This is a genomic window from Enterococcus sp. E5-162, from assembly GCF_035725965.1.
In the GTDB taxonomy this organism is placed as follows: Bacteria; Bacillota; Bacilli; order Lactobacillales; family Enterococcaceae; genus Enterococcus_B; species Enterococcus_B lactis.
This window is the reverse complement of the sequence record NZ_JAPRFV010000011.1, coordinates 1-23,300: the sequence shown is the minus strand read 5'-3', so window position 1 is coordinate 23,300 and position 23,300 is coordinate 1. Positions and strand designations below refer to the sequence as shown.

Genomic DNA, 23,300 nt, shown 5'->3' with positions numbered 1-23,300 from the left:
ATACTGATTCAATTAAACGGCAAAAACTAGAATCAAGGCGATAACTACCCCTAAGATAGGAACAGCTTCAACTAGAGCTACCCCGATAAACATTGTTGTACGGAATTGACCAGACATTTCAGGTTGGCGAGCCATTGATTCGATTGTTTTAGAGATAACTTGACCGTTACCATAACCGGCTCCGATTGCTGCTCCCATGATTGCGATTGCTGCTGCGATATAATTCATAATTGTTTTCCTCCTAAAATAGATAAATAGTAGTTTGTTTTTTAACCGAGTATTATTCTTCTACTTCAATCTTATGGCTCATATAAACCATTGACAAAGTAACAAAGACAAATGCTTGGATGCTCCCAATAAACAAGGAGAACGCGATCCAGACCATCTCTAATGGAATTGCTAATGGTAATGAGAACCAGCCTAAGCTTGTCATCATTTTTGCAATCAAGGTTAGCAAAACTTCCCCCGCATAAATATTCCCATAAAGACGTAAAGCAAGTGTTAATAAGTTTGTAAATTCTTCAATCAGTTTCATCGGAAACATAAAACTATAGGGTTTCAAGAACGAATTTACGAAATATCCTTTGAAGCCTAACTTTTTCACCCCGAATAAGTGAGTAAGTAAGATCATTATAAATGCCAAAGTTAAAGTAACAAACGGGTCTGCTGTCGGGCTTTTCCAAAGTGTTGTTTCGTTAGGTAAGACGATTTTTGTTACTAAACCGATGTTGTTTGCAACAAAAACAAATAAAAACAATGTAAATGCCAACAAATGGAAATTGCTCAATTCTTTTCTAGGCAGATTATCTGTTACGATTCCTCGACTAAAATCAATGACCCATTCTATCGCATTTTGTTTGCCTGTTGGTTTCAACTTAAGATTTCTTGTAAAAAAGTAAGCTAAGAAGAAAACAATCAAACAGGTCAGTAACACCATTATACAAACTGTACCATCAAACCAAATTGGTCCAATGTGGAACGTTAGCGAGCGTTCATCCAATCCATTTCACCTCTTTTCCCCGAAATTCACATAAAATCAATTCATGTGCGTATCTGGTTTTTTCCAATCGGTTTCTAACCACACGGTATCATACCACCATGAAACAGAAAATTCAAAACATTTTCATGAAAATTAGACACTTTTTTATTTCAGTCAAAAACGAAGCGAATTTTTCCCCATGCACGGTGCTCCTGATCTAAGAAAAAACCTGTGATAATCATGTTTTATCAGATTAAATGCTAACAAATTTTATCATTAAGTAAAAGCAAAAGCACCGAATATGCGAAAAAGGATAATGAAATTATCTAGAGAAATTTTTTAATGTTCGATCAATTTGTCGATCGATATCTTTTCGTTTCAAATCTTCCCGTTTATCATACGATTTTTTCCCTTTTGCCAGACCAATCAATACCTTGGCATAGCCGTTACGAATATAGACTTTTAAAGGAACAACAGTGATTCCCGTGTTTTTCAATTCGTTTTCAAGACGAACGATTTGTTTCTTGTGCAATAATAGTTTTCTCGTGCGCAACGGATCATGATTAAAAATATTTCCTTGTTCATAAGGACTGATATGAACATTATGCAAGAAAGCTTCCCCGTTGCGGACACGAATAAATCCATCTTTCAGATTGATCCGGCTGTTTCGTATCGACTTGATCTCCGTTCCTTGCAAGACCATCCCTGCTTCCATCGTGTCGATGATCGAATAATCATGGCGAGCTTTCTTGTTTTGTGCAATTAATTTTCCCTCGCCTTTTGGCATAGCTGTTTCCTCCAACTCATTTTATTTTTTCTTTTTCTTCTTTTTGACACCTTTGTAAAATGGCTTTTTCCCTTTTTTCTTACCGAACGTTTGCTTACTATCACTATATCGTTTGTTCTTCTTGCCATTTTTTTCTGAGCGTTTGCCTGCTTGTTTTCCTTCTCGTTTTCCAGATTTTCCATTGCGTGATTTTGGACGTTCCAACGCAGTGACCTCTTCTGCGGAAACGAGTTCAAAATCCACTGCTCGTTCATCTGGATCAGCTTTGACTACTTTTACGCGCACTTTTTGTCCGATTTTAAAAGTCAGACCGGTTCTTTCACCTACAAGTGCTAAATGATTTTCAATAAAATGGAAGTAGTCTTGTTTCAATTCATTGATATGGATCAATCCTTCTACTGTATTCGGCAGTTCGATAAACAGTCCGAATTTCACAACAGAGCTGATGATCCCGTCGAATTCTTCTCCCACTTTGTCCATCATGAATTCTGCTTTCTTCATCGCATCTACTTCACGTTCTGTTTCTACTGCGCGACGCTCCATCTTAGAACTATGATCTGCAATTTCAGGAAGTTCCTCAGCCCATAAACTTTGAATGCTTTCACTTTTATCTTGGCTATAGGAACGGATCAGCCGATGGACGATCAGATCGGGATATCGCCGAATAGGAGATGTAAAATGTGTGTAGTAATCTGCTGCTAAGCCATAATGTCCAAAATTATCTTCTGAATAGCGTGCTTGTTGCATACTTCTTAGCAACATAGTATTGATAACTGCTGCTTCTGGTTTATCTTCTACTCCTTCGATCACATGCTGTAAATCTTTTGGTGTGATCGTTCCTTTCGTTCCTCGTACCAGAATGCCCAAAGCTGAAGCAAAATCAAAGAAGCGCTGCATTTTTTCTTCTTTTGGCTGTTCATGGATTCGATAAATAAACGGAAGATTTAATTTATTATAATGTTCAGCTACTGTTTCGTTGGCGGCAAGCATAAAGGATTCGATCAAGCGTTCACCTATCCCTCTGCTTCTTAGCTGGATGTCATTTGGATGTCCTTCAGCATCAACAAGGATCTTCGCTTCACGATCCTCAAAAGAAATCGCTCCACGTTTGATTCGCATCGTTTCAAGGATTCGATGCAATTCACCCATTTCTTGGAACATAGGCACGAGCTGAGCATAGCGTTGCATCGTTTCTTCATCTTGATCTTCTAAGATTTGATTGACAGCTGTGTAGGTCATCCGTTCTGTTGTTTGGATCACACTTGGAAAAATCTCATGTGAGACAACTTGTCCATTTGGATCGATCTCCATTTCACAACTCATGGTGAGTCGTGGAACATGGGGATTCAATGAACAGATACCATTGGATAAACGTTGTGGGATCATCGGAATCACTCGATCGGTCAAATAGACACTTGTTCCTCTTTCGTATGCTTCTCTGTCCAGTTGACTGCCTTGCGTCACATAGTAAGATACATCTGCAATGTGTACTCCAAGAAAATAATTACCATTTTCTAATTTTTTTACCGTTACTGCATCATCTAGATCTTTTGCATCTTCTCCATCAATTGTAACAATGAGCTGATTTCTTAAATCTCTGCGTCCAACAATATCCGTTTCGCTGATCTGGTCTGGAACTTCATCTGCCTCAGACAACACATCATCAGGAAATTTTGTAGGAATACCGTTAGCCACGACAATCGAGAGGATATCCATGCCAGGGTCATTCTTATGACCAATCACTTGCTTGATTATCCCTTCTAAACTAGTCGCATATCCTTTTTCAGGGTAATGGGTCAGTTCGATCAGTACAATACTTCCGTCAACTGGACGAACTCCCTCTGCCGCTGCATACACTTTGAATTGGTTAAGCTTTCTATCTTTCGGGATGACCACACCATAAAGATCCGTTTCCTGTATCTCTTCGTCTGAATAAGCAACAAATTCTCCGGCTAACTGAGTAGTCGCTCGGTCTCGAATCTCCACTACTTTTCCCTCTGCTCCGCGATCCATATCTGTATTTGCTCGCTTCATGATATCAATTGCTACGGTATCCCCATCCATTGCGAAGCCAGTCGCTTCTTTCGGGATATAGATATCATCTTCTTCGGGATCAATCGTTACAAATCCAAATCCTCGTTCATTTGCCCGAAATGTCCCTTCGACCAAGATTGGTTTTAAAGGAAGTTTCACTTTTCCTTTTTTATTGAAAACGATACTCTGTTCTCTTTCCATTTGAGCAATCGTTTGTACTAGTAATTTAAAATCATCGCTTTTTTGAAAGCCTAGACCTTCAGCGATTTCTTCCATAGAAAAACTACGTTTGCGACTGCTTTCCATGAAAAAGAGAATTTTCTCTTTTATTGTTTCTTTTGTCATATTTATTCCTCATTCCAAGGTAATTTTTCTAAAAATTCCAACACGTCTTTTTCTAATTCGCGTCTTGCTGTGCCAACTGTAATCACATGACCGCTTTCAGGATACCATTGAAGTGTCACCCGTTGGCGGCTCAATTTGCGTGCCGTTTCAAATACACCATTTGGGTCGATCATTTCATCTTTCCCAGCTTGAGCTAAAAATATCGGCTGTTGGATATCTGATAGTCTACTTTCTGCGATTGCTGCTTGGTCTTGTATATCCATTAATTGATGTTCAGCTAACGAGCGATAAGACACTGCTTTTTCATTGATTTCTTTTTCAGATTTGCCTGCTATCTTCAGCACTTGACGTACATATTTTTCAAAATTTTCAGGCACGTTTGTTTTTACAGGAGACAGGGGCGAACAGAAAAAACCGCCGCCAATTACTGATTCTTCTTCTAGTGCCCGTACAGCAAAGATGCCGCCCATTGATAGTCCCAATACGGCAATATCAGAAAACTGTTCAGACTGTAAAAAATGGATGGCTTTTTTAGTATCTGCCCACCAGATTTCTGCTTTTTCTTGCAAGATATCATATGGCTCCATCGTTCCATGTCCTTTAAATAGCGGCGCATAGACTGTATAATCTGCTTTTTCTAAAAACCGTGCGAGCATCCGGACATCATTTGGACTTCCTGAGTACGCATGAAGCAGCAAAACTGCTCGTTTTCCATGTTTTGCATAAAGGGGTTTTGGTAATTGTTTCACTCGTTTCACCTCTTTCGCCTCATTTTACCATAGTTTCTTTCATAACTTCTTCTTAAGCGTTCTCTTTGCAATAAAAAAAGCCGCCCGCCGTTGTGCGAGAGGCTTATTCGACTACTTCGAAGATAAAAATGCTAGGACAAATAATAAGATCATCCAGACAGCTCCCATGACTGCAGTTGATCGCTGCATGACAGCTTCAAAGCCGCGAGCTTTTTGTTTGCCGAATAGTTGATCCGCACCGCCGGTAAATGCACTCGCTGCACTATTTTGCTTGCTTGGCTGCATCATAATCGCAATGACCATAACAATTGATAAAACGATCACGATTCCCAAAATTAAATTATACATATAGCAGCCTCCTTCCCAAAAGATATCGTCTCTTTAACTTTATCATAGATAAAACTCCGTGACAACTCTATATAAATGGAAAAACAGCTGAAAGTGCAAAACTTTCAGCTGTTATTATTATGATTGGCGTAAGACGTCATGATATTCTGGTTTCTTCTCAAACTCTTTTTTTGCGTAAGGGCATAAAGGGATGATCTTTTTCCCTTCACGTCTTGCTAGTTCTACTCCAGTATACACTAGCTTTTCAGCTAATTTTTGACCACGATATGCTGGATCGACAAATGTATGGTCAATGATCATGATGTCTGGCCCCGCATCCGACCATGTCATTTCTCCGATTTCTTGTTGCTCATCATTGAATAAAGCAAGACGATTTTTTTCCTCTTTGATTTCCATATGCCGCACTCCTCAAATAACTGATATTTTTTTATTCCTACCTTATTTTAACAGTCTCCTGGTCTATAAACAATTATTTATCCTCGGATTGCTTACAAAAAGGAAGAGGAAATCAATCCATCGTTATTCTTTGTTCAATAAATGAAAAAATCACTGTCCAATAGGTCTTCGGATCTTTCATCGATGCTTCCAAATGTTCTGCTTCTGGAACAAGCAGTAATGCTTTATCCCCTGCCGTAGCGTTTTGAATCGTGTATGCTGCTTCTGTAGGAACAAAATGATCTCTTTCACCATGGATGACTAACAAAGGCAAATGGTTACTACCAAGCTGCCTTGTAGCTGATGCTTGCTTTAAAGAATAACCTGCGTATTTCTGAGCATAGTGATTCGCATATCTCATGATCATTTTTTTAGGAAAGACCGTGATTTTACTTAACATGTACCGAAATTCCGCATAAACAGAAACATATCCGCTGTCTAAGATAAATCCTTTGACTGCAGATGGAAGCTTTTCACCACTTGCCATCATAATTGTAGAAGCGCCCATTGAACCCCCGTGCAAAATAATGGATGCATCTGGTTGTTCATCTAAGATGAGTTGGATCCATGCAATTAAATCTAGCCGGTCTAGCCATCCCATTCCGATGATTTCTCCTTCACTTTCTCCATGCGCACGTAAATCGGGTATAAGAACGTTGAATCCTTTCTCTGCATATCTTTTACCTATATGAGACATATCTCTTTTCCCTGTACTTCGATAATCATGTACACAAATGACCCATTTATTCTGCTGAGTTGGTTGGATGAACATCTGTCCAGCTAGTTTCAACCCGTCATAACTTTTGATCGTTTTCGGTATTCCTTGTTCCCAGAAGCTTTCACACTCTTCTTCTAATTTTTGTCGCTTTTTTTCTACTGACGTGACTGCAGCAGGATCCATCAAGCGGTGCCCAGTGTCTTCATACCAGTCATAGCCTCTCTGTACTCCCGCTCTTACTAATTTCTTTGCATAAAAATAAGAAAGAAAATGGTAACTGATTCCTATAATTATCAGAATAAGAATGAAATAAAAAATAACCATCGTACACCCGCCGCTTTCTGCCAAACTATAATCTATTTATTATACAATATACCGATCAATAGGATTCTTTTTCTTCGGCACACGTAAATTCCATTTCCTTTTCATTGTATCATTTACTTAAAGTTCTTCTCAATAGATTTACTTGTAAGAGAGCATTTACATTCACAATAAAAGCCAGTATACTAATTTCGTGCATTATAAACAAGACGCTCGTCTTGGACTGGTTCGGAAACTTCCCAGAATAAAAAACTAAGTATCTCTAAAGAAAGGAGATTGGAAATAATGCGAAAAGTAATTATTGATTGCGATCCAGGGATCGACGACACTTTAGCTTTATCACTAGCTGTCAAATCCCCTGATATCGAAGTAGTTGCTATTACCGTTGTTTGCGGGAATGTCCCTGTAGATATCGGTACGCAGAATGTGCTGAAATGTTTGGAACGCTGTGATCGTTTAGATATTCCTGTTTATCAAGGAATGGAAAAACCTTTGAAGCAACCTTTCATTAGTGCGCAAGACACTCATGGGTTGGATGGATTAGGGGACACAAATTTCCCGATGGTCTTAGCAAAACAGGCAGAATCGCTCCATGCAGTTGATTTTCTGGCTGATTATTTCAAAGAAAAAACAGATACATCAGTCATTGCTTTGGGTCCTTTGACCAATATCGCTTCTGCTTTGAAAAACAACCCATCTGTTGGAAAACATATGGATCGTTTTGTCTCAATGGGCGGAACTTACAAAAGCCATGGTAACTGTTCACCAGTTGCTGAATACAATTACTGGTGTGATCCTGAAGCAGCTTCTTATGTATTCGAGAAGCTCAAACAACCGATAGAAATGGTTGGGTTAGATGTGACAAGAGAAATCGTCTTGACACCGACTATCCTTGAATATTGCTGCCAAATGAATCCTGAAGTGGGAGAGTATCTAAAAACGATCACTCGTTTTTATTTTGACTTTCACTGGAAACAAGAAAGAATCTTGGGGTGTGTCATCAATGATCCGTTAGCTGTTGCTTATTTTATCGATGAGTCCATCTGTGAAGGCTTTAAAAGCTTCACTGCTGTAGAAACTGAAGGACTAAGTCGTGGACAAACATTGGTTGACCGTTATGAATTTTGGCAGAAACCTGCTAACAGTAAAATTATGACAAAAGTAGATACTCGTCTTTTTTTCCAAAAGTTTTTAACCGTTCTTTTAAATGCACAAGAAGAAACGATTATGAAAGATTTGGAAAGGTTAAAGATGGGCTGACAAAATGAATAAAAACAAGATGGCAACTCGCGTACTTACAATGATGGCTTTGTGTATTGGGATCAATTATGTTGGAGGAACGATTGCTTTATGGCTTCGTTTGCCAATCTATCTAGACTCTATTGGAACGATTTTTGCTGGCGCGTTACTTGGTCCCATACCAGGAATGTTGACAGGACTATCCAGTGGGGTATTAAGCGGGGTGACTACAGATATTTTTTCACTGTATTATTCACCGATCCAAATCCTCACAGGTTTGTTGGCTGGATTGATTTTACCAAGGTATCTCGACAAAGATAAAAAACGTTTGAAACTCTTATTACTCGCTTTGATTTTGTCTGTACCTGGAACGATTGTCTCTTCGATCATTACCGTTCAGTTATTTGGCGGAATCACTTCCTCAGGATCTAGCATGATCGTCCAATTGTTACATGGGTTAGGTTTCGATCAAACCATCAGTGTGATTTTGGTACAGGCGGGCACAGACTACCTTGACCGTCTGCTATCTATCGTCGTTGTTACATTAGTCATCACTATGTTGCCGCAGCGCTTGATATATTCCAAGAGAAAAATAGGATGAACAAACAGAGCCAAATGAGCAAAAAGTTGCTCATCTGGCTCTATTTTTCATCGATTAAAAAAACTTACGCTAAGTAAGATAAAATAATGGCTTGATATTTTTCGATCATATCTAAATAATTATCGAGCTCGACATACTCATCTACTTGATGAGGCAAAGTAACGACACCAGGCCCAAAGACGACAAAATCGAAGGAGTGGTCAGCTTTTGTAAATTCGGCTGCATCTGTGGTTGCTGCCGCTCCAACTAAAGGTAATGGCTGACTGAATTGTTGCTGAATGCAATGAATCAAAGGAGAATCTGGATCAGCTTTGACAGGTATTTTGTTGTAATCGATCGTCAATTCCAAATGGTAGTCTGTCTCTTGATTCAATTCCTTGACGATTGATTGCAGTAATGTAATGATTTTATCATTTGGATATTCAGGAATCGATCGGATATTCCCTTGAAGCTGTGCGTGGCTCGGAATGCTGTTTACTTGATTGCCGCCGCTGATCAACGTGACATTATGGATTGTTTTTCCTAAGACGGGATTCTCGATTGTTTCAGCGAGGTAATTCATTTCAGCATTTGCTTTCGTAATGAATTCATTTAGATGATTGATCGCATTATAGCCTTGGTCTGGCATAGAGCTATGCGCTTCTTTTCCGTGCGAGATGACCGTATAGTTGATTGATCCCATGTGTGTGTACATCAAACTGTAATTAGTTGGCTCTCCGATGATCAAGGCATCTAAGTCATCCACATAGCCTGCTTTCGTGAGCTGTTCCCCACCTAATTCACCCACTTCTTCTCCGACAGTGGCTAATAATTTGACTGTTCCGTTAAATGGTTTTCCTGACTCTTTGAGCTCGATCATGGCAATCACCATCGCCGCCAAGCCACTCTTCATATCTGTAGCACCACGTCCATACAAACGATTCCCATGGATTTCTGCTGCAAAGGGCGCATAGGTCCAAGACGATTCATTCCCCGCCGCCACGACATCCATATGACCAGATAGGCCTAACACTTTTCCTGATTGCCCTTTTTGGAATTGAGCAATCAGATTATCTCTACCATTACTGTAAGAAACGATTTCACCTATTATGCCATGTTTTTCCAAAATCTTATTCAAATAAGCTGCTACTTCGCCTTCGTTCCCATTCACTGATTTTATTCGGATGATCTCTTGTAAAATCGCAATTTTTTCTTCTTTTTTCATCTAATCTTCTCCTTTGCTGTTTCTTTTATTGTATTGGAGTGCACCTAGATTTACAAATAAGAGAGGCCACAGAAAAAAAGGGCGTGACAAAAGCAGCGTCACATTCCCCTTTTCCAAGTAAATGGCTTTCCAATTCTTGCCTCTACGCTAGTAAATCCAACCAAGTAAAAAAACAAGAGAAGCTACTTCGTTGAACTGTTCTTCTATAGTCAAATCATTTTATTCCTCATCATTGAAAATAAGAGTATCACATGATCTATAGCTACTCCTACTTACGTAATAACCACGTAGCCAATTATTTTCTTCAAGAGAGTAGTCATATTCATACACATACACACTATTCCTTACCATGAAAAAAATACTGACACCGCCTCTACCACTTTTCGTATCTTTCACCACTCTTGAAATAAAAATATCATAATCGGTTAATTGGTATTCCTCCTCTAATAATTGATACAGTGCTCGTGTAGCTATATGTTTCTTGATTGGAAATTGATAGAGCCATGTACCCCCTAACAGTAAACCTATCGAAATAAAAATCTTAGAACAGTAATTTCTTTTTTTAGAAATCCTCCTTCTCATCATCAATTCTCCCATGTTAAGATATGGATCGCTCTTTCATCAAAATAATCAGGAAGATCGTATGGCAAAGCAATAAGCGGCTGATACATCCCTCCTACTTGCACGGCAGCCGAAGCATACCAATAAGCTTGCCAGACGATTTTAGAACAGTAAGTCGGATCCATCCCAAAAATATTTGTAGTTATCCCATATTTATAATTTTTATCATTGTAATTATCTAAATTTTTTCATTTTTCTGTCTCCCTGTTCAAATGATTTTTATCGAAAGAGGAAGATTGCCATCCCCTTTTTGAAGAGAATCATCCTATCCGAGCGTAAAAGGATATGAATGAAACGAAGACTGCTTCCTCCTTTCTTATTGTTCTATCCTTAAAAGGTCCTATACGATGTTATCTCTTGATCACTGATTTTTTTCGATACTATTATCTCGTATCGATATTTGTAAATATTATATACAGAAGCCAGTTACAAAAATAAAATTATGAGTTATTTTTAATTAATACGGATATTTATATAATATGGTTTATATGATATATATAAATAAACAGTTGTTATTATAATAATTTATGTACTCTCCCGATTTTTCTGTTCTTAAAAAAGAGATTTATTCATCAAATGATTTTCACAACAAAAAAACTCTCTACTTGCTAAAATCAGCAGGTAGAGAGTCTGATTACTTAACTAAGTGATCATGCTCGTCTATCTTTCAATCGGTCGATCATGTATCTTCATTAGAAAAGAATTATTTGTTTTTCAAGTTGTAGAAAGATTTCAAACCTTTGTATTCTGCAACTTCACCAAGTTGGTCTTCGATACGTAGTAATTGATTGTATTTAGCAATACGGTCAGTACGTGATAGAGAACCTGTTTTGATTTGACCAGCGTTTGTTGCAACAGCGATATCAGAGATTGTTGAATCTTCTGTTTCACCAGAACGGTGAGATACAACTGCTGTGTAGCCAGCTTCTTTAGCCATTTCGATAGCTTCGAAAGTTTCTGTTAATGTACCGATTTGGTTCACTTTGATAAGGATTGAGTTAGCAATTCCTTTTTCGATACCTTCAGATAATTTTTGAGTGTTTGTTACGAACAAGTCGTCACCAACTAATTGAACTTTGTCGCCTAATACGTCAGTTAATTTCTTGAATCCGTCCCAGTCGTTTTCGTCTAATCCATCTTCGATTGAGATGATTGGATATTTAGAAACTAATTCTTCGTAGAATTTGATCATTTCGTCAGTTGTTTTTTCGCCTTCGCCTGAGTCAGCTAGTACGTAAACACCTTTTTCTTTGTCGTAGAATTCTGAAGAAGCAGCATCCATAGCAAGAACAACGTCTTTACCAGGTACATAGCCAGCTTTTTCGATTGCTTCGATGATTACTTCGAAACCTTCTTCGTTTGAACCAAGGTTTGGAGCAAATCCACCTTCGTCACCAACAGAAGTTGCTAATCCGCGAGCTTTCAAGATTGAAGCTAATGCGTGGAATACTTCAGCACCCATACGTAGAGCTTCTTTGAATGTTGGAGCGCCAACAGGCATGATCATGAATTCTTGGAAGTCGATTGAGTTATCAGCATGTGATCCGCCGTTGATAATGTTCATCATTGGTGTTGGCAATACTTTCGTGTTGAATCCGCCTAGGTAGTGGTATAAAGGTACTTCTAGGTAGTCAGCAGCTGCACGTGCAACAGCGATAGAAACACCTAAAATAGCGTTCGCACCTAATTTACCTTTGTTAGGAGTTCCGTCTAAAGCGATCATAGCTTTGTCGATAGCCATTTGGTCACGAACATCGTAGCCAATGATTGCTTCAGCAATGATGTTGTTTACGTTGTCGACAGCTTTAGTTACACCTTTACCGCCATAACGAGCTTTGTCTCCGTCACGTAATTCAACTGCTTCGTATTCACCAGTTGAAGCACCTGAAGGAACCATTCCGCGGCCAAAAGCTCCGCTTTCTGTGTATACTTCTACTTCGATTGTTGGGTTACCACGTGAGTCTAAGATCTCGCGAGCGTAAACATCAGTAATAATTGACATGTTTTGTCTCTCCTTTGAGTTTGTTTTTTCCTAAGGGATTTCCCTCATATACGATTTTAGTTAATTTTGCTCATTAGTGCAAACATTTCTTGCATTTTTCGCAAATTTTCACCAATTATTTTACAGCGTCTAACAATGACAAGAATGAATCTGCTTGCAAGCTTGCGCCGCCGACTAAAGCACCGTCAACATTTTCTTTTGCCATGTATTCAGCAATATTTTCTGGTTTTACAGAACCGCCGTATTGGATACGAACAGCTTCTGATACTTCTTTTCCATAAAGTTTTTCAACTGTTTGACGTACAACACCACAAATTTCGTCAGCGATTTGTGCGTCAGCTGATTTACCAGTACCGATTGCCCAGATTGGTTCATAAGCAATCACCATGTTTGACACTTGCTCAGCTGAAAGATCAGCTAAACCAGCTGTAATTTGTCCTTCGATCCATTCAGCAGTTTTGCCTGCTTCATATGTTTCTAAAGATTCGCCACAGCATAAGATTGGTGTCATACCGTTTGCAAAGATAGCTTTTGCTTTTTTATTGATGTCTTCGTCTGTTTCATGGAAATATTCACGACGTTCTGAATGTCCGATGATCACATAGTGAACACCTAGATCAGCAAGAGCTGCTGGTGAAGTTTCACCAGTGAACGCACCTGAGTTTTCCCAGTAGCAGTTTTGTGCTGAGATTTTTAGTTCTGTACCTTCAGCTGATGTCATTAATTCTTGTAAGAATAATGCAGGAGATCCGATGACTGAATCAACCTTGTCATTTGAAGGGATTTTGTTTTTTACTGCTTCAGCAAATTCTTTTGCTTCGGATGCAGTTTTGTTCATTTTCCAGTTACCTGCGATAATAGGTTTACGCATTGAGGAACACACTCCTTAATTTATTGAAAAATGGCTAGGGAGTCATGAAAACTCCCTTCACCTTTTGATCGATTACTCGTCAGAATAGAGCAAAATTGGCTGTTTATTTATCGTTGATTGCTGCTAGTCCTGGTAATTCTTTACCTTCAAGCAATTCCAAGCTTGCGCCGCCACCTGTTGAGATGTGTGTGAATTTGTCAGCAAAACCTAATTGTTCTGCTGCTGCAGCTGAGTCTCCTCCGCCGATGATTGTTGTTGCGCCTTCTAAGTTAGCGATTGCTTCACAAACACCGATTGTACCTTTAGCAAAGTTACTCATTTCAAATACACCCATAGGTCCGTTCCAAACAACTGTTTTTGCACCTTGTAATGTATCAGCAAATAATTTTACTGATGCTGGGCCGATGTCTAAAGCCATCAAACCGTCAGGAATGTCTCCTTCGATTACTTGTGTTTCTACATCATTTGAAAATTCTGGTGCACAGACATTGTCGATTGGCAAGACAAGTTTGTCGCCTGCTTTTTCGATCAATTCTTTTGCTAGTTCTACTTTGTCAGCTTCTACTAGAGAGTTACCGATCTTGATTCCTTTTGCTTCGTAGAATGTGTAAGTCATTCCGCCACCAATCAAGATTTTGTCTGCTTTAGGAATCAAGTTTTCGATTACGCCGATTTTATCAGAAACTTTTGCGCCACCAAGGATTGCGATCATTGGGCGTTTTGGTTCTTCTACTGCTTCACCGATGAACTTGATTTCTTTTTCCATCAAGAATCCAGCAACTGTTGGGATACCAGTTGAAGCGATACCTACGTTAGAAGCATGCGCACGGTGAGCTGTACCGAAAGCATCGTTAACAAATACATCACCTAATGAAGCCCAGTATTTACCTAGCTCTGTATCGTTTTTGCTTTCTTTTTTACCATCAACATCTTCAAAACGTGTGTTTTCAAATACGACAACGTCGCCATCTTTCATGTTGCGGATTGCTTCTTCTAATTGTTCTCCGCGAGTTTCAGGTACGAATGTTACTTCTTTACCTAATAATTCGCCTAGACGTTTTGCAACTGGAGCTAAAGATTTTCCTTCTTTATCTTCTTCTGTTTTTACACGTCCAAGGTGAGAGAAAAGGATTGCTTTTCCGCCTTGTTCTAAAACGTAGTTGATTGTTGGCAATGCTGCTTTGATACGAGTGTCGTCAGTGATCACGCCGTCTTTCAAAGGAACATTGAAGTCAACACGGACAAGAACTTTTTTGTCTTTTAAATCGATATCTTTCACTGTTTTCTTAGCCATTTTATTTCCTCCTGAATAAACTTATTATCAAAAAAAGCGGAAGAAGCGCGATTGCTTCCCCGCTTTTAAATGTACATGTCTATCATTTACACTTGTACGTTTGTCTATCTTATAAGTTAGCGAAGTATTCTAAAGTACGTACTAATTGTGCAGTGTATGACATTTCGTTGTCGTACCAAGCAACAGTTTTAACTAATTGTTTGTCGCCAACTGTCATTACTTTAGTTTGTGTAGCATCAAATAATGAACCGTAAGTCATACCAACGATATCTGAAGAAACGATTTCGTCTGTGTTGTATCCGTAAGATTCGTTTGAAGCTTCTTTCATTGCTGCGTTGATTTCGTCAACAGTTACTTCTTTTTCAAGAACTGTTACTAATTCTGTTAATGAACCTGTTGGTACAGGAACACGTTGAGCAGCTCCGTCTAATTTACCGTTCAATTCAGGGATTACTAAACCGATAGCTTTAGCAGCACCTGTTGAGTTAGGAACGATGTTTGCAGCAGCAGCGCGTGCACGGCGGAAGTCACCTTTAGGATGAGGTCCGTCTAGAGTCATTTGGTCACCTGTGTAAGCGTGGATAGTTGTCATTAATCCTTCAACAACACCAAATTTGTCGTTCAATGTTTTAGCCATAGGAGCTAAACAGTTAGTTGTACATGAAGCACCTGAGATAACTGTTTCTTTACCAGTTAATGTTTCGTGGTTTGTGTTATAAACGATTGTTGGAACATCGTTTCCGCCAGGAGCAGAGATAACAACGCGTTTAGCACCAGCTGTCAAATGTTTTTCAGCTGCTGATTTAGAAGTGAAGAAACCAGTACATTCTAGAACGATATCTACGCCTAGTTCGCCCCATGGTAATTCTTCTGGGTTGCGGTTAGCTAATACTTTAACTTCTTTTCCGTTTACGTTGAATGAACCTTCATGAACTTCAACTGTTCCGTTGAAACGTCCTTGAGTTGTGTCGTATTTTAACAAGTGTGCCAACATTTTAGCATCTGTCAAGTCGTTGATTGCTACTACTTCGATTCCATCTACATCTTGGATACGACGGAATGCTAGACGTCCAATACGTCCAAAACCATTAATACCTACTTTAACTGTCATTTAAGATTTCCTCCTTATGAAAATCAAAAAAATATTTATTTTAAAGGGTTACCCCTTTTAAAATCTCGTTTGCAGCAGCTTCATCAGTGATGAGCCACGTTTGTTTTGGTGCATTTTTCATATAAGCTCGAATTGCTTTGGCTTTTGATTTTCCGCCCGCTATCGCCATGATGATTGGGACTTTCGCCAAATCTTGCAATTCTATGCCGATCCTAGGGACCTTATAAACAACTTCGCCTTTTTCATTGAAAAAGTATCCAAAGGATTCCGCTACAGCATTTGCTTGTTTCAGCATGACTAATTCTTTTTCAGTCATCTTTCGACGTGCTGCCATGTGTAATGCACGCCCAATACTATGAATAACACAATTCGCCTCACTAATCAAGTTTAAGACTTCTTGGATAGATGGCTCATTGAGTAAAGAATTGTAAGTTGCCAGACTTAATTGCTCCGGAACATAAAGTGCACGGTGGTTTCCGTTTGCTTTGGCAGCCATTCTTGCACTGACAGAATTTGCCTGTACAGTTATCGCTTCACCGATCCCGCCTCTTGCAGGGACAAATAGGTTATGCCGTTTTTTATTTTCCAGATTAGACAACTGTTCTGCTACAACTGCCATGGTGGTTCCTCCCATCACAGCGATGATATTCTCGCCTTCCGGAAGCAGTCGGTCTAAGGCTTCACTCAGCGCTTCGCCGAATGCATCAGCCACTTTGGTTTGCTCTTCGCTGTTTCCTGAAACAACGATACAGCGCTGATTACCAAAATATTCTGCCAACTGTTGTTCGGTTTGATGCGTACCTAAAAGCTGATCCATGAAGTTTTCAAGACTTTGATAAACTTCTTCACCCTTAGTTGTCAGCGTCATACCGCTTTTTGAGGTATCGATCAAATTCAGATTTTTCAAAAGGTCTGTTTCTGTTCGCAATACTCGTTCTGTTATCCCCATACTTTCTGATAAACTTCGACGTCCAATCGGCTGCATCCAATAGATATTTCGTAAAATTTTATAGCGTTCTTGCAACACTTCGATAATATCTGGTGCAACAGATTCAATCATTTTTATTTCATCTAGCATAGCGATCTCCTTAGTTGGACACTTTGCGTCCAATGTAGACTTAAAACGACCCATATACGATAAAAAAAAGAAATTAACTTTTCGAATTTCACATCAATAAAGGGAAAACTCAACCTCACGACTGTTAGTCTAACAGTTTTGCTTTCGTTTTTCAACTAAAAAGATCAGAAAAAGTAAAATACTTTTTCTGATTTTTTGGATGATTAATTATCATAACGTTTTCTTTTTGATGAACTCGGGATTCCTAATAAATCACGGTATTTTGCTACTGTCCGTCTTGAGATCGCTATCTCATCTTTTTTCAGCAATTCAACCAATTTCTGGTCCGACAACGGCTTGCTTTTGTCTTCTTGATCAACTAATTCCTGCAACTTTTTCTTCGCAGTATCTGCCGAAAGATCTTCTGTCTGTTCTGCACCGTTAGTAGGGATTCTTGCAGTGAAAAATTTCTTTAACTCAAATACACCGAAATCTGTTTCCAAATATTTCCCGTTGACTGCTCGACTGACCGTAGATTCATGCACATTTATCTCGGTCGCAACTTCCTTTAACGTAAGAGGTTTGATGGGCCGCTCCTTGTCGATAAAGAAAGCTTTTTGCCGAGAAACAATGACTTGAGCAACCCGCAAAATTGTATCCCCGCGTTGGAGGATCGTTTTCTTCAACCATTCGAATTCCTGTTTCCGTTCTTTTAAATAATTTTCAGTTTCTTTATCTGCTTGTTGTGACATTTGCTTGAAGTAGGTCTCTTGAAATCGGATATTCGGTTGTTTTTTTCGGTTTGAGATGACTTGTACATTTCCATCGTCCACTAATACCCGGACATCAGGAATAATGTACAATTCGCTACTACGATCGAAAATTCGTCCTGGACTTGGGCTCAATGTTTGCAAATAGTCGAATATTTGCTGAACAGCGTGTAAATCAACAGAAAAACGCTGCGCAATCTCTTTCCATTTTCGCTCCACCAATTGCTCAAAACATTCTTCTAGCACGATGTAGGCTAGTTCCGGCGCATAATCATCCCGTTCCGTTTGAAGCATGAGGCATTCTTGCAAACTACGTGCACCTACTCCAGCTGGTTCTAATTGCTGGATTAGTGTCAACGCATCGAGCATTTGGATAGGCGTCGCTCCGATCTCTTTTCCAGCTTCCTCTAAACTAATCGTCAAAAATCCGTTCAAATCGATGTATTCTACAAGATAAAGAACGATTTTCCTTAAAAAAGTATCTCGGTAATTCAAGTGGACTTGTTCGATCAATGAATCAAATAAAGACCCTTTTGTATCAGGAATCTGATTTAGGTAATTTGTCTCTTCTCCTTCATAAGAAGATGAAGAAGCTTTTATGTAATCTGGCTGCCATTCCGGCTCAACAACTTCCACCAATGGGTTTTCCATTGCTTGGTTCTCAACGAATGCCAACAGCTCTTCACTGTTATATTGTAAAACTTGGATGGACTGCTGCAACTGTTGCGTCATGGCTAGTTTCTGTGTCTGCTGCTGTTTTTGTGAAAAATTTTGCTCAAATTTCATTTTTTTGTCCAATCCCCTTGTAATTTTTTATCTGTTTAGTTACAATTATCCCAGTGCTTGCGTCCTTAGTGTAGTGGATATCACGTAAGATTCCGGTTCTTGAGACGGGGGTTCGATTCCCTCAGGACGCGTTCTATTTTTTTATAGTAGGATTCACGACACTTTCTACCAGAGACGGAAAGTGTCTTTTTTTTGCTTTTCCTAAAATTTGCCTACCCATTAATTCCTACCCTCAACGTTACGCAAGTCACTTTTATTTTTGAAATGCTGATGTTTGAATGTCTTCCATAGCAACATGCTAAAGTAGATACGCACTTATTATACCTGTTCATCTAACCACTTATCAATCACATTTCGACTAAATCACCAGAATCTATTCACTCCAACATAAAATGTACATATAATTGACTTTTATCCCTTTTGTTTATGGACATATTCTAACACTTCTAATTTTTTGTTGATTCATCTCTTTTGTATGAATAACTTTATTTTCAAGTTAAATCATCTTGTTTATACACTAAAGTTTGAATAAGGTTAAATATTACAGCTACTTGGTTAATTGTATCATTTAGATTGTTGAACGTATTTTTGTTTTATTATTAATTTATCGAATTTGATGATAAAACATTGATTCGACGATCTTAATGCTTGGCAATTTCGAGTCTACAGTATAACTGACATACGTTTAACTTTAAACATGATTAGGGATGATCCTTTTTTGTTTGATAACAAGACTTGCCATTCGAAATTAATCCTTGCTCTAGGAATGGGTGCAGATATATTCATTCTTTTAGTGTGGTTAATACCAACAATCAACTACTTTAGGACGTGATTTTACTATGAACAATCATTTAAGTATCCATTCTCTTTCAAAAAAATATAAGAATAGTAGTAATTTTGCCAATAAAAATATAACTATCGTTTTTTCCCCTGGAGAAATTGTTGCTGTAACTGGACACAACGGTGCAGGAAAAACAACTTTCTTAAATCAAATCATAGGCGGAACAAAACCTACTTCCGGTAGTATTACTTTTCAAGGCCACTCTTTAGATAAAAACTGGAAAATGGCTAGGCAATTTGCAGCAATGATGCCCCAATTTCATGCACCATTAGATGGGGTTACCATGCAACAGTCTATTGAAGCTATTTTAAGGATACGAGGATTGAATAAATCTGATACCCAGACTCACGTTATAGAGATTATGCAAGAACTTAAAATTTCGAAATGGGCACATGTACAAGGGCAGAAACTATCAGGCGGATTGCAAAGGCTTACTTCATTTGCCATGTCTATTGTTGCCCCTCCACCAATCTTACTGCTTGATGAACCTACAAATAATGTTGATCCGATAAGAAGAAAAATCATTTGGAATTCCTTAAGAAAATTAGCTCAAAAAGGACACATTGTAATTGTGGTAACTCACAATTTACTCGAAGTAGATCAATATGCAGATAGATATCTACTCTTTGATAAGGGAACTTTAATTAAAGATGCGTATGTTCGCGAATCGTTAGAAAAAACGTTGATCCAAATGCACCTTGTACTATTCTCTGATAAGGAATTTGAAATGCAAGAATTACCTAGAAATATTGGCTGTATCTTACAAAAGGGTGAGTTACGTTACGATGTCACTTTGTCACAAGAACAAGTAGTTGATGCAATGATATGGATTAATGAAAAGATTTCATCAAGAGAAGTAACGAACTATAGCTTATCACCTCAAACATTAGAAAACACATACGGAGGATTAACGAATGAAAAATAAGCAAAGCTACGATTCCTATTCACGCCCTTCCGATAGTCGATTATTTCAATTATACGCTTTACTTAGATGGAGTCTAGTAAGATACAAGGTACTTTTGCCAGTCTTTACAGTGGCCCAACTGCTACTATCATTAGCAATTGTTTACGGACTCACTTTTTTAATTCCTACAATGGATGATACAACCGCTGTCTATTTATCCTCTGGTGCAATAGTACTTGGGATTATTGCTGTTGGGGGCGTCTTATCGGCACAGATAGTAAGCACTGCTAAGCAAAATGGGATCGTTTCTTATCAAAGAACACTGCCCGTTTCCCGATTCAATCTCCTATTGGCTGATTTTATTATCTGGGGATTCGCTTCTTTACCAGGAATCCTGATGTCTTTTCTTGCTTCATCCCTAAAATTTGGTCTAGCGATTCATTTTTCTGTCCTGTCTGTCGCTTTATTGATTTTAGCTCAAATGTCGATGATTTCTTACCTTTTGTCCCAACAGCCAATTTGATTCGTACTTCTTTTTTTGGCTCTGGATTTATTCAACTAAAAAATATCCTAACAGTTAGTATTTGGTTAATCATCACCGGCGCATTGTCATTAAGAGCACTATCACGGAGGAATTGAAGATTTTGAGAAGAATTGAAATAGCTGAATTATATAAAACCACCTCTATCACTGCTGTTATAAACATTATAGGTGTTTCAAATATTGTCGTTTTAGGTGTATTGAATTACACAATATTAACATTTATACTGTCAGTTTTTATCGCTCTGATTATTGGAATGACACTAATCACCTTTACACAACGCATAGAAAAAACAGAAATACTTTAAATTCCAATAATGGAAAACTAGACAAACTAACTTTTAAATTCTGTAGTCTCTATTCATAAACGTCAAACAATACGATGCTTGCAAAGTATCTATCAGCTTCAGTCCAAGTATGATAGATTCCACCATTTTTCTCGACTAAAGATCTTATACTTTTTGTACCTATACCAGCACTCTGTCTTCCTTTCTTGTATATCTCTCATTGACTAAATAAGCATTATTTATCTCTATGAAAAGATCACTTTTAAACTGCTTAATAATCACGGTGATATCTTTGCCTTTTCCGTTATTTCGAGTGCATGCTTCGATTGCATTATCCATTAGGTTTCCCACAATGATTGCTATAATATCATAATCAATTTTTACATTTTCTGATATAAAAATCGATGTATTGACCTGAATTTCCGATTGTTCTGCTATAGTCAGTTTTTCATTTAAAATATAATTCAAGATAGGATCCGAAGTATAAAAGTCAGTAATCATTTCTTGTTGTTTCATCGTCTTCCTCAGATATTTCTTAGCTGAAGAAATATCTTCATTTTCTAACAGCCCCGATAGAACTAAAAAATGATTTCGCAAATCGTGTCTAATTTGTTTCAGATTCTCTTGGCTCTTTTTAATTTCCTCCACATATTTTATTTCTGATTCAAGCGCCTTCTTCTCTAGAGAGATTTGATTGATATGTGCTTGATGAAAAGAAATACTGTGATAAAGGTATAAAACACAAATATTCATGATTACAATTCCCATCGTTATAAAAATATCTATTATCCTTCTATTGATGGCCATGTTTACTTCTGACATAAGAAACCCGAAAGGTATGATACTTGAAATAATCGGAATTGAACTCATTGTTAAGAGAGATATAGTATTAATTTGATTATGTAGCGTTTCTTTTCGTGAAAGGAATAGTCGCATGCCAAAGAAAAATAAAATTTCGATAAGTAACGTGAGACTAGTGCTAAATAGGATCGAATAATGAGTAATTGTATTTTCTACCTGATTCAAAATTATTAACTGAATCAACTTGACGGAAACCGATTCGCAGATGAAATTAACTGCTAGTAGAAACAACATCCAAAAGAAAATCTCACTATCTGATAAAAAATATTTCTTCGCAATACTCGCAATTACAAAAAGACTCAAGAAAATATTAATATAAGGTAAATATTCAAACGGTAAAAAAAGATTCGAAAGGAAATTGAATAAAATAATCGTACAAATAATTAAATTTATCAAGAAAGTCTTACTTTTTTTACTGCCACTCCAGAGAAAAAATAATCGAGCAAAAAAACGTACATTATTAGACTAATATTTCGAAGTAACTCATCTTCCATTAGAATAAATCTCTCTTTCGCATAAGTATCTTTGTTAGAGCGTCTGTTTTAAACTTTCTGCTTATAGGCAATTCAATGATATTTTCGCAATTGCTTAATCGAACATAGTTTTTTCCTATTTCTCTTATATGCTCCATGTTTATAATAAATGAAGTATGTGTTTGAACAAATGTTGATGTCAACTTAGCAATGATCTCCAAAGTTGACATATTTGTTTTGAGATGTCATATTGATGAATACTTGACGTCTATTTTTTTCAAAAAACAAAATGTCATTTAACGCGATTCGATAATCCGTTTTTCTATAGGAAAACTCAATTTATTATTTAAAACTCCTAAATATTTGATAGCCCTTTCAATCACTTGAAAAAAATAGTTCTGTTCCAACGGTTTCAGAATATAATCAAACGTATGTAATTTAAAGACTTTTTCCATATATTCTCGATAACTCGTTAAAAAAATAATCGGAACATTGAAATCATTTTGCCGAATAAAATCTGCTACCTCCATTCCATTCTTTCCTGGAAATTCAATATCTAAAATATACATATCAAAATTTAATTGATCCATTTGTTTAATCAACTTTGACGGATCATAATATACATAAGGTTCAAATAAAACTGGATCATAATTTTGCAACAAATTACCTACATAGTTAGTAATGCCAAGTTCATCATCGCAGATAGCAACCTTCAACATAATATCACTCCTATTGTATGCTGACATACCTTGAATGTGTACAACTATTAGGGTTCGATTCCCTCAGGACGCGTTCTATTGCCATTTTAGCATAACTTCCGAATGTTTGCTTCTTTACTTTTCAAGTGAAAACTGTCCACCAAAAAAATTAGCGGACAGTTTTTTTATTATAGTATACTTGTTTTCACTTACTGGACTGGCCGATGATCGTTTCTGCCATAATAATTCTCGACAGTCGTTGGATGTCCTAATAAATCCCCCACTGTCGTAATGCGGTACCCTTGCTCTTGCAGATAATCGATCACTTGAGGGACGGCACGAATCGTTTCAGGATAAATATCATGGAATAAAATAATTGCACCATCGTATACTGTTGCTTGGATCTTCTGCAAAATCAAATCAG

The 23,300-nt window shown here is 37.8% G+C and carries 24 protein-coding genes, 1 tRNA gene, 2 pseudogenes and 1 riboswitch; of the genes and pseudogenes, 6 read left to right on the top strand and 21 right to left on the bottom strand.

Annotation, left to right across the window (positions count from 1 at the left end; all coding sequences use genetic code 11):
* Positions 1–12 precede the first annotated feature (12 nt).
* The 8 genes from atpE to OZZ83_RS10990 form a co-directional block, all read right to left on the bottom strand.
* The gene (gene atpE / locus OZZ83_RS11025) at positions 13–228 is read right to left on the bottom strand and encodes an ATP synthase F0 subunit C (protein WP_002292797.1); all 216 of its coding nucleotides are present in this window, start codon (positions 226–228) and stop codon (positions 13–15) included.
* Between the two features lie 52 nt (positions 229–280).
* Complete coding sequence (atpB, locus tag OZZ83_RS11020; RefSeq protein WP_002300474.1) at positions 281–1,000, bottom strand: F0F1 ATP synthase subunit A; 720 nt, start codon at positions 998–1,000, stop codon at positions 281–283.
* 301 nt (positions 1,001–1,301) lie between these two features.
* A complete protein-coding gene (gene smpB / locus OZZ83_RS11015; RefSeq protein ID WP_002292799.1) occupies positions 1,302–1,766 on the bottom strand; it encodes an SsrA-binding protein SmpB in 465 nt (154 codons plus the stop codon).
* A gap of 21 nt (positions 1,767–1,787) precedes the next feature.
* Positions 1,788–4,145 (bottom strand): ribonuclease R, encoded by a 2,358-nt coding sequence (rnr, locus tag OZZ83_RS11010; RefSeq protein WP_002308574.1) that lies wholly within the window; start codon positions 4,143–4,145, stop codon positions 1,788–1,790.
* Positions 4,146–4,147: 2 nt separating this feature from the next.
* Positions 4,148–4,903, bottom strand: coding sequence for an alpha/beta hydrolase (locus tag OZZ83_RS11005; RefSeq protein WP_002308573.1), 756 nt, complete (start codon positions 4,901–4,903; stop codon positions 4,148–4,150).
* Between the two features lie 102 nt (positions 4,904–5,005).
* Positions 5,006–5,242 (bottom strand): preprotein translocase subunit SecG, encoded by a 237-nt coding sequence (gene secG / locus OZZ83_RS11000; RefSeq protein WP_002292802.1) that lies wholly within the window; start codon positions 5,240–5,242, stop codon positions 5,006–5,008.
* A 117-nt stretch (positions 5,243–5,359) separates the two neighbouring features.
* Positions 5,360–5,638: a GNAT family N-acetyltransferase gene (locus OZZ83_RS10995; protein WP_002300467.1), complete on the bottom strand. Its 279-nt coding sequence runs from the start codon at positions 5,636–5,638 to the stop codon at positions 5,360–5,362.
* A gap of 112 nt (positions 5,639–5,750) precedes the next feature.
* Positions 5,751–6,719, bottom strand: a complete 969-nt coding sequence (locus OZZ83_RS10990) for an alpha/beta hydrolase (protein WP_002292805.1) — start codon at positions 6,717–6,719, stop codon at positions 5,751–5,753.
* A gap of 214 nt (positions 6,720–6,933) precedes the next feature.
* Positions 6,934–6,978: riboswitch (PreQ1 riboswitch) on the top strand.
* Positions 6,979–7,001: 23 nt separating this feature from the next.
* Here OZZ83_RS10990 and OZZ83_RS10985 point away from each other — a divergent pair.
* Together OZZ83_RS10985 and OZZ83_RS10980 are read left to right on the top strand one after the other, a co-directional pair.
* A complete protein-coding gene (locus OZZ83_RS10985) occupies positions 7,002–7,976 on the top strand; it encodes a nucleoside hydrolase (protein WP_002342840.1) in 975 nt (324 codons plus the stop codon).
* 4 nt (positions 7,977–7,980) lie between these two features.
* Positions 7,981–8,556: an ECF transporter S component gene (locus OZZ83_RS10980; RefSeq protein ID WP_047937050.1), complete on the top strand. Its 576-nt coding sequence runs from the start codon at positions 7,981–7,983 to the stop codon at positions 8,554–8,556.
* Positions 8,557–8,620: 64 nt separating this feature from the next.
* On the opposite strand, the gene OZZ83_RS10975 is transcribed toward OZZ83_RS10980, so the two are convergent.
* The 9 genes from OZZ83_RS10975 to rpoN form a co-directional block, all read right to left on the bottom strand.
* A complete protein-coding gene (locus tag OZZ83_RS10975) occupies positions 8,621–9,760 on the bottom strand; it encodes an ArgE/DapE family deacylase (protein WP_002313485.1) in 1,140 nt (379 codons plus the stop codon).
* A 219-nt stretch (positions 9,761–9,979) separates the two neighbouring features.
* Positions 9,980–10,342, bottom strand: a complete 363-nt coding sequence (locus OZZ83_RS10970; RefSeq protein ID WP_002346068.1) for a hypothetical protein — start codon at positions 10,340–10,342, stop codon at positions 9,980–9,982.
* Positions 10,343–10,344: 2 nt separating this feature from the next.
* Positions 10,345–10,506: a hypothetical protein gene (locus OZZ83_RS10965; protein ID WP_002292811.1), complete on the bottom strand. Its 162-nt coding sequence runs from the start codon at positions 10,504–10,506 to the stop codon at positions 10,345–10,347.
* A gap of 578 nt (positions 10,507–11,084) precedes the next feature.
* Positions 11,085–12,383: a phosphopyruvate hydratase gene (eno, locus tag OZZ83_RS10960; RefSeq protein ID WP_002292812.1), complete on the bottom strand. Its 1,299-nt coding sequence runs from the start codon at positions 12,381–12,383 to the stop codon at positions 11,085–11,087.
* 115 nt (positions 12,384–12,498) lie between these two features.
* Positions 12,499–13,254, bottom strand: a complete 756-nt coding sequence (tpiA, locus tag OZZ83_RS10955) for a triose-phosphate isomerase (RefSeq protein ID WP_002292815.1) — start codon at positions 13,252–13,254, stop codon at positions 12,499–12,501.
* Between the two features lie 103 nt (positions 13,255–13,357).
* Positions 13,358–14,548 carry a phosphoglycerate kinase gene (locus OZZ83_RS10950; protein ID WP_002292817.1) on the bottom strand — a complete coding sequence of 397 codons (1,191 nt, stop codon included), beginning with the start codon at positions 14,546–14,548 and terminating at the stop codon, positions 13,358–13,360.
* 109 nt (positions 14,549–14,657) lie between these two features.
* Positions 14,658–15,659, bottom strand: coding sequence for a type I glyceraldehyde-3-phosphate dehydrogenase (gene gap / locus OZZ83_RS10945; protein ID WP_002292818.1), 1,002 nt, complete (start codon positions 15,657–15,659; stop codon positions 14,658–14,660).
* Positions 15,660–15,699: 40 nt separating this feature from the next.
* Entirely contained in the window at positions 15,700–16,791 is a 1,092-nt protein-coding gene (locus OZZ83_RS10940; RefSeq protein WP_002316430.1) for a sugar-binding transcriptional regulator, read from the bottom strand.
* A gap of 149 nt (positions 16,792–16,940) precedes the next feature.
* A complete protein-coding gene (gene rpoN / locus OZZ83_RS10935) occupies positions 16,941–18,272 on the bottom strand; it encodes an RNA polymerase factor sigma-54 (protein ID WP_002308565.1) in 1,332 nt (443 codons plus the stop codon).
* 59 nt (positions 18,273–18,331) lie between these two features.
* On the opposite strand from rpoN, the gene OZZ83_RS10930 reads away from it, so the two are divergent.
* The 4 genes and pseudogenes from OZZ83_RS10930 (at position 18,332) to OZZ83_RS10915 (ending at position 20,865) form a co-directional block, all read left to right on the top strand.
* A tRNA-Arg gene (locus OZZ83_RS10930) sits at positions 18,332–18,403 on the top strand.
* A 708-nt stretch (positions 18,404–19,111) separates the two neighbouring features.
* Complete coding sequence (locus tag OZZ83_RS10925; protein WP_002347791.1) at positions 19,112–20,038, top strand: ABC transporter ATP-binding protein; 927 nt, start codon at positions 19,112–19,114, stop codon at positions 20,036–20,038.
* Positions 20,028–20,656: pseudogene (locus OZZ83_RS10920) on the top strand (ABC transporter permease). Before OZZ83_RS10925 ends, OZZ83_RS10920 begins: the two are co-directional and overlap by 11 nt.
* A 5-nt stretch (positions 20,657–20,661) precedes the next feature.
* Entirely contained in the window at positions 20,662–20,865 is a 204-nt protein-coding gene (locus OZZ83_RS10915) for a hypothetical protein (RefSeq protein ID WP_228840951.1), read from the top strand.
* A gap of 159 nt (positions 20,866–21,024) precedes the next feature.
* On the opposite strand, the gene OZZ83_RS10905 is transcribed toward OZZ83_RS10915, so the two are convergent.
* From OZZ83_RS10905 to OZZ83_RS10890, 4 genes and pseudogenes are all read right to left on the bottom strand, one after another.
* Complete coding sequence (locus OZZ83_RS10905) at positions 21,025–21,651, bottom strand: sensor histidine kinase (RefSeq protein ID WP_230309693.1); 627 nt, start codon at positions 21,649–21,651, stop codon at positions 21,025–21,027.
* A gap of 547 nt (positions 21,652–22,198) precedes the next feature.
* Positions 22,199–22,408: a LytTR family transcriptional regulator DNA-binding domain-containing protein gene (locus OZZ83_RS10900; protein ID WP_230078816.1), complete on the bottom strand. Its 210-nt coding sequence runs from the start codon at positions 22,406–22,408 to the stop codon at positions 22,199–22,201.
* A 66-nt stretch (positions 22,409–22,474) separates the two neighbouring features.
* On the bottom strand, positions 22,475–22,897 hold the full coding sequence (locus OZZ83_RS10895; protein ID WP_002345274.1) for a LytR/AlgR family response regulator transcription factor: 423 nt from the start codon (positions 22,895–22,897) through the stop codon (positions 22,475–22,477).
* Between the two features lie 188 nt (positions 22,898–23,085).
* Positions 23,086–23,300: pseudogene (locus tag OZZ83_RS10890) on the bottom strand (polysaccharide deacetylase family protein); the annotation flags it as partial.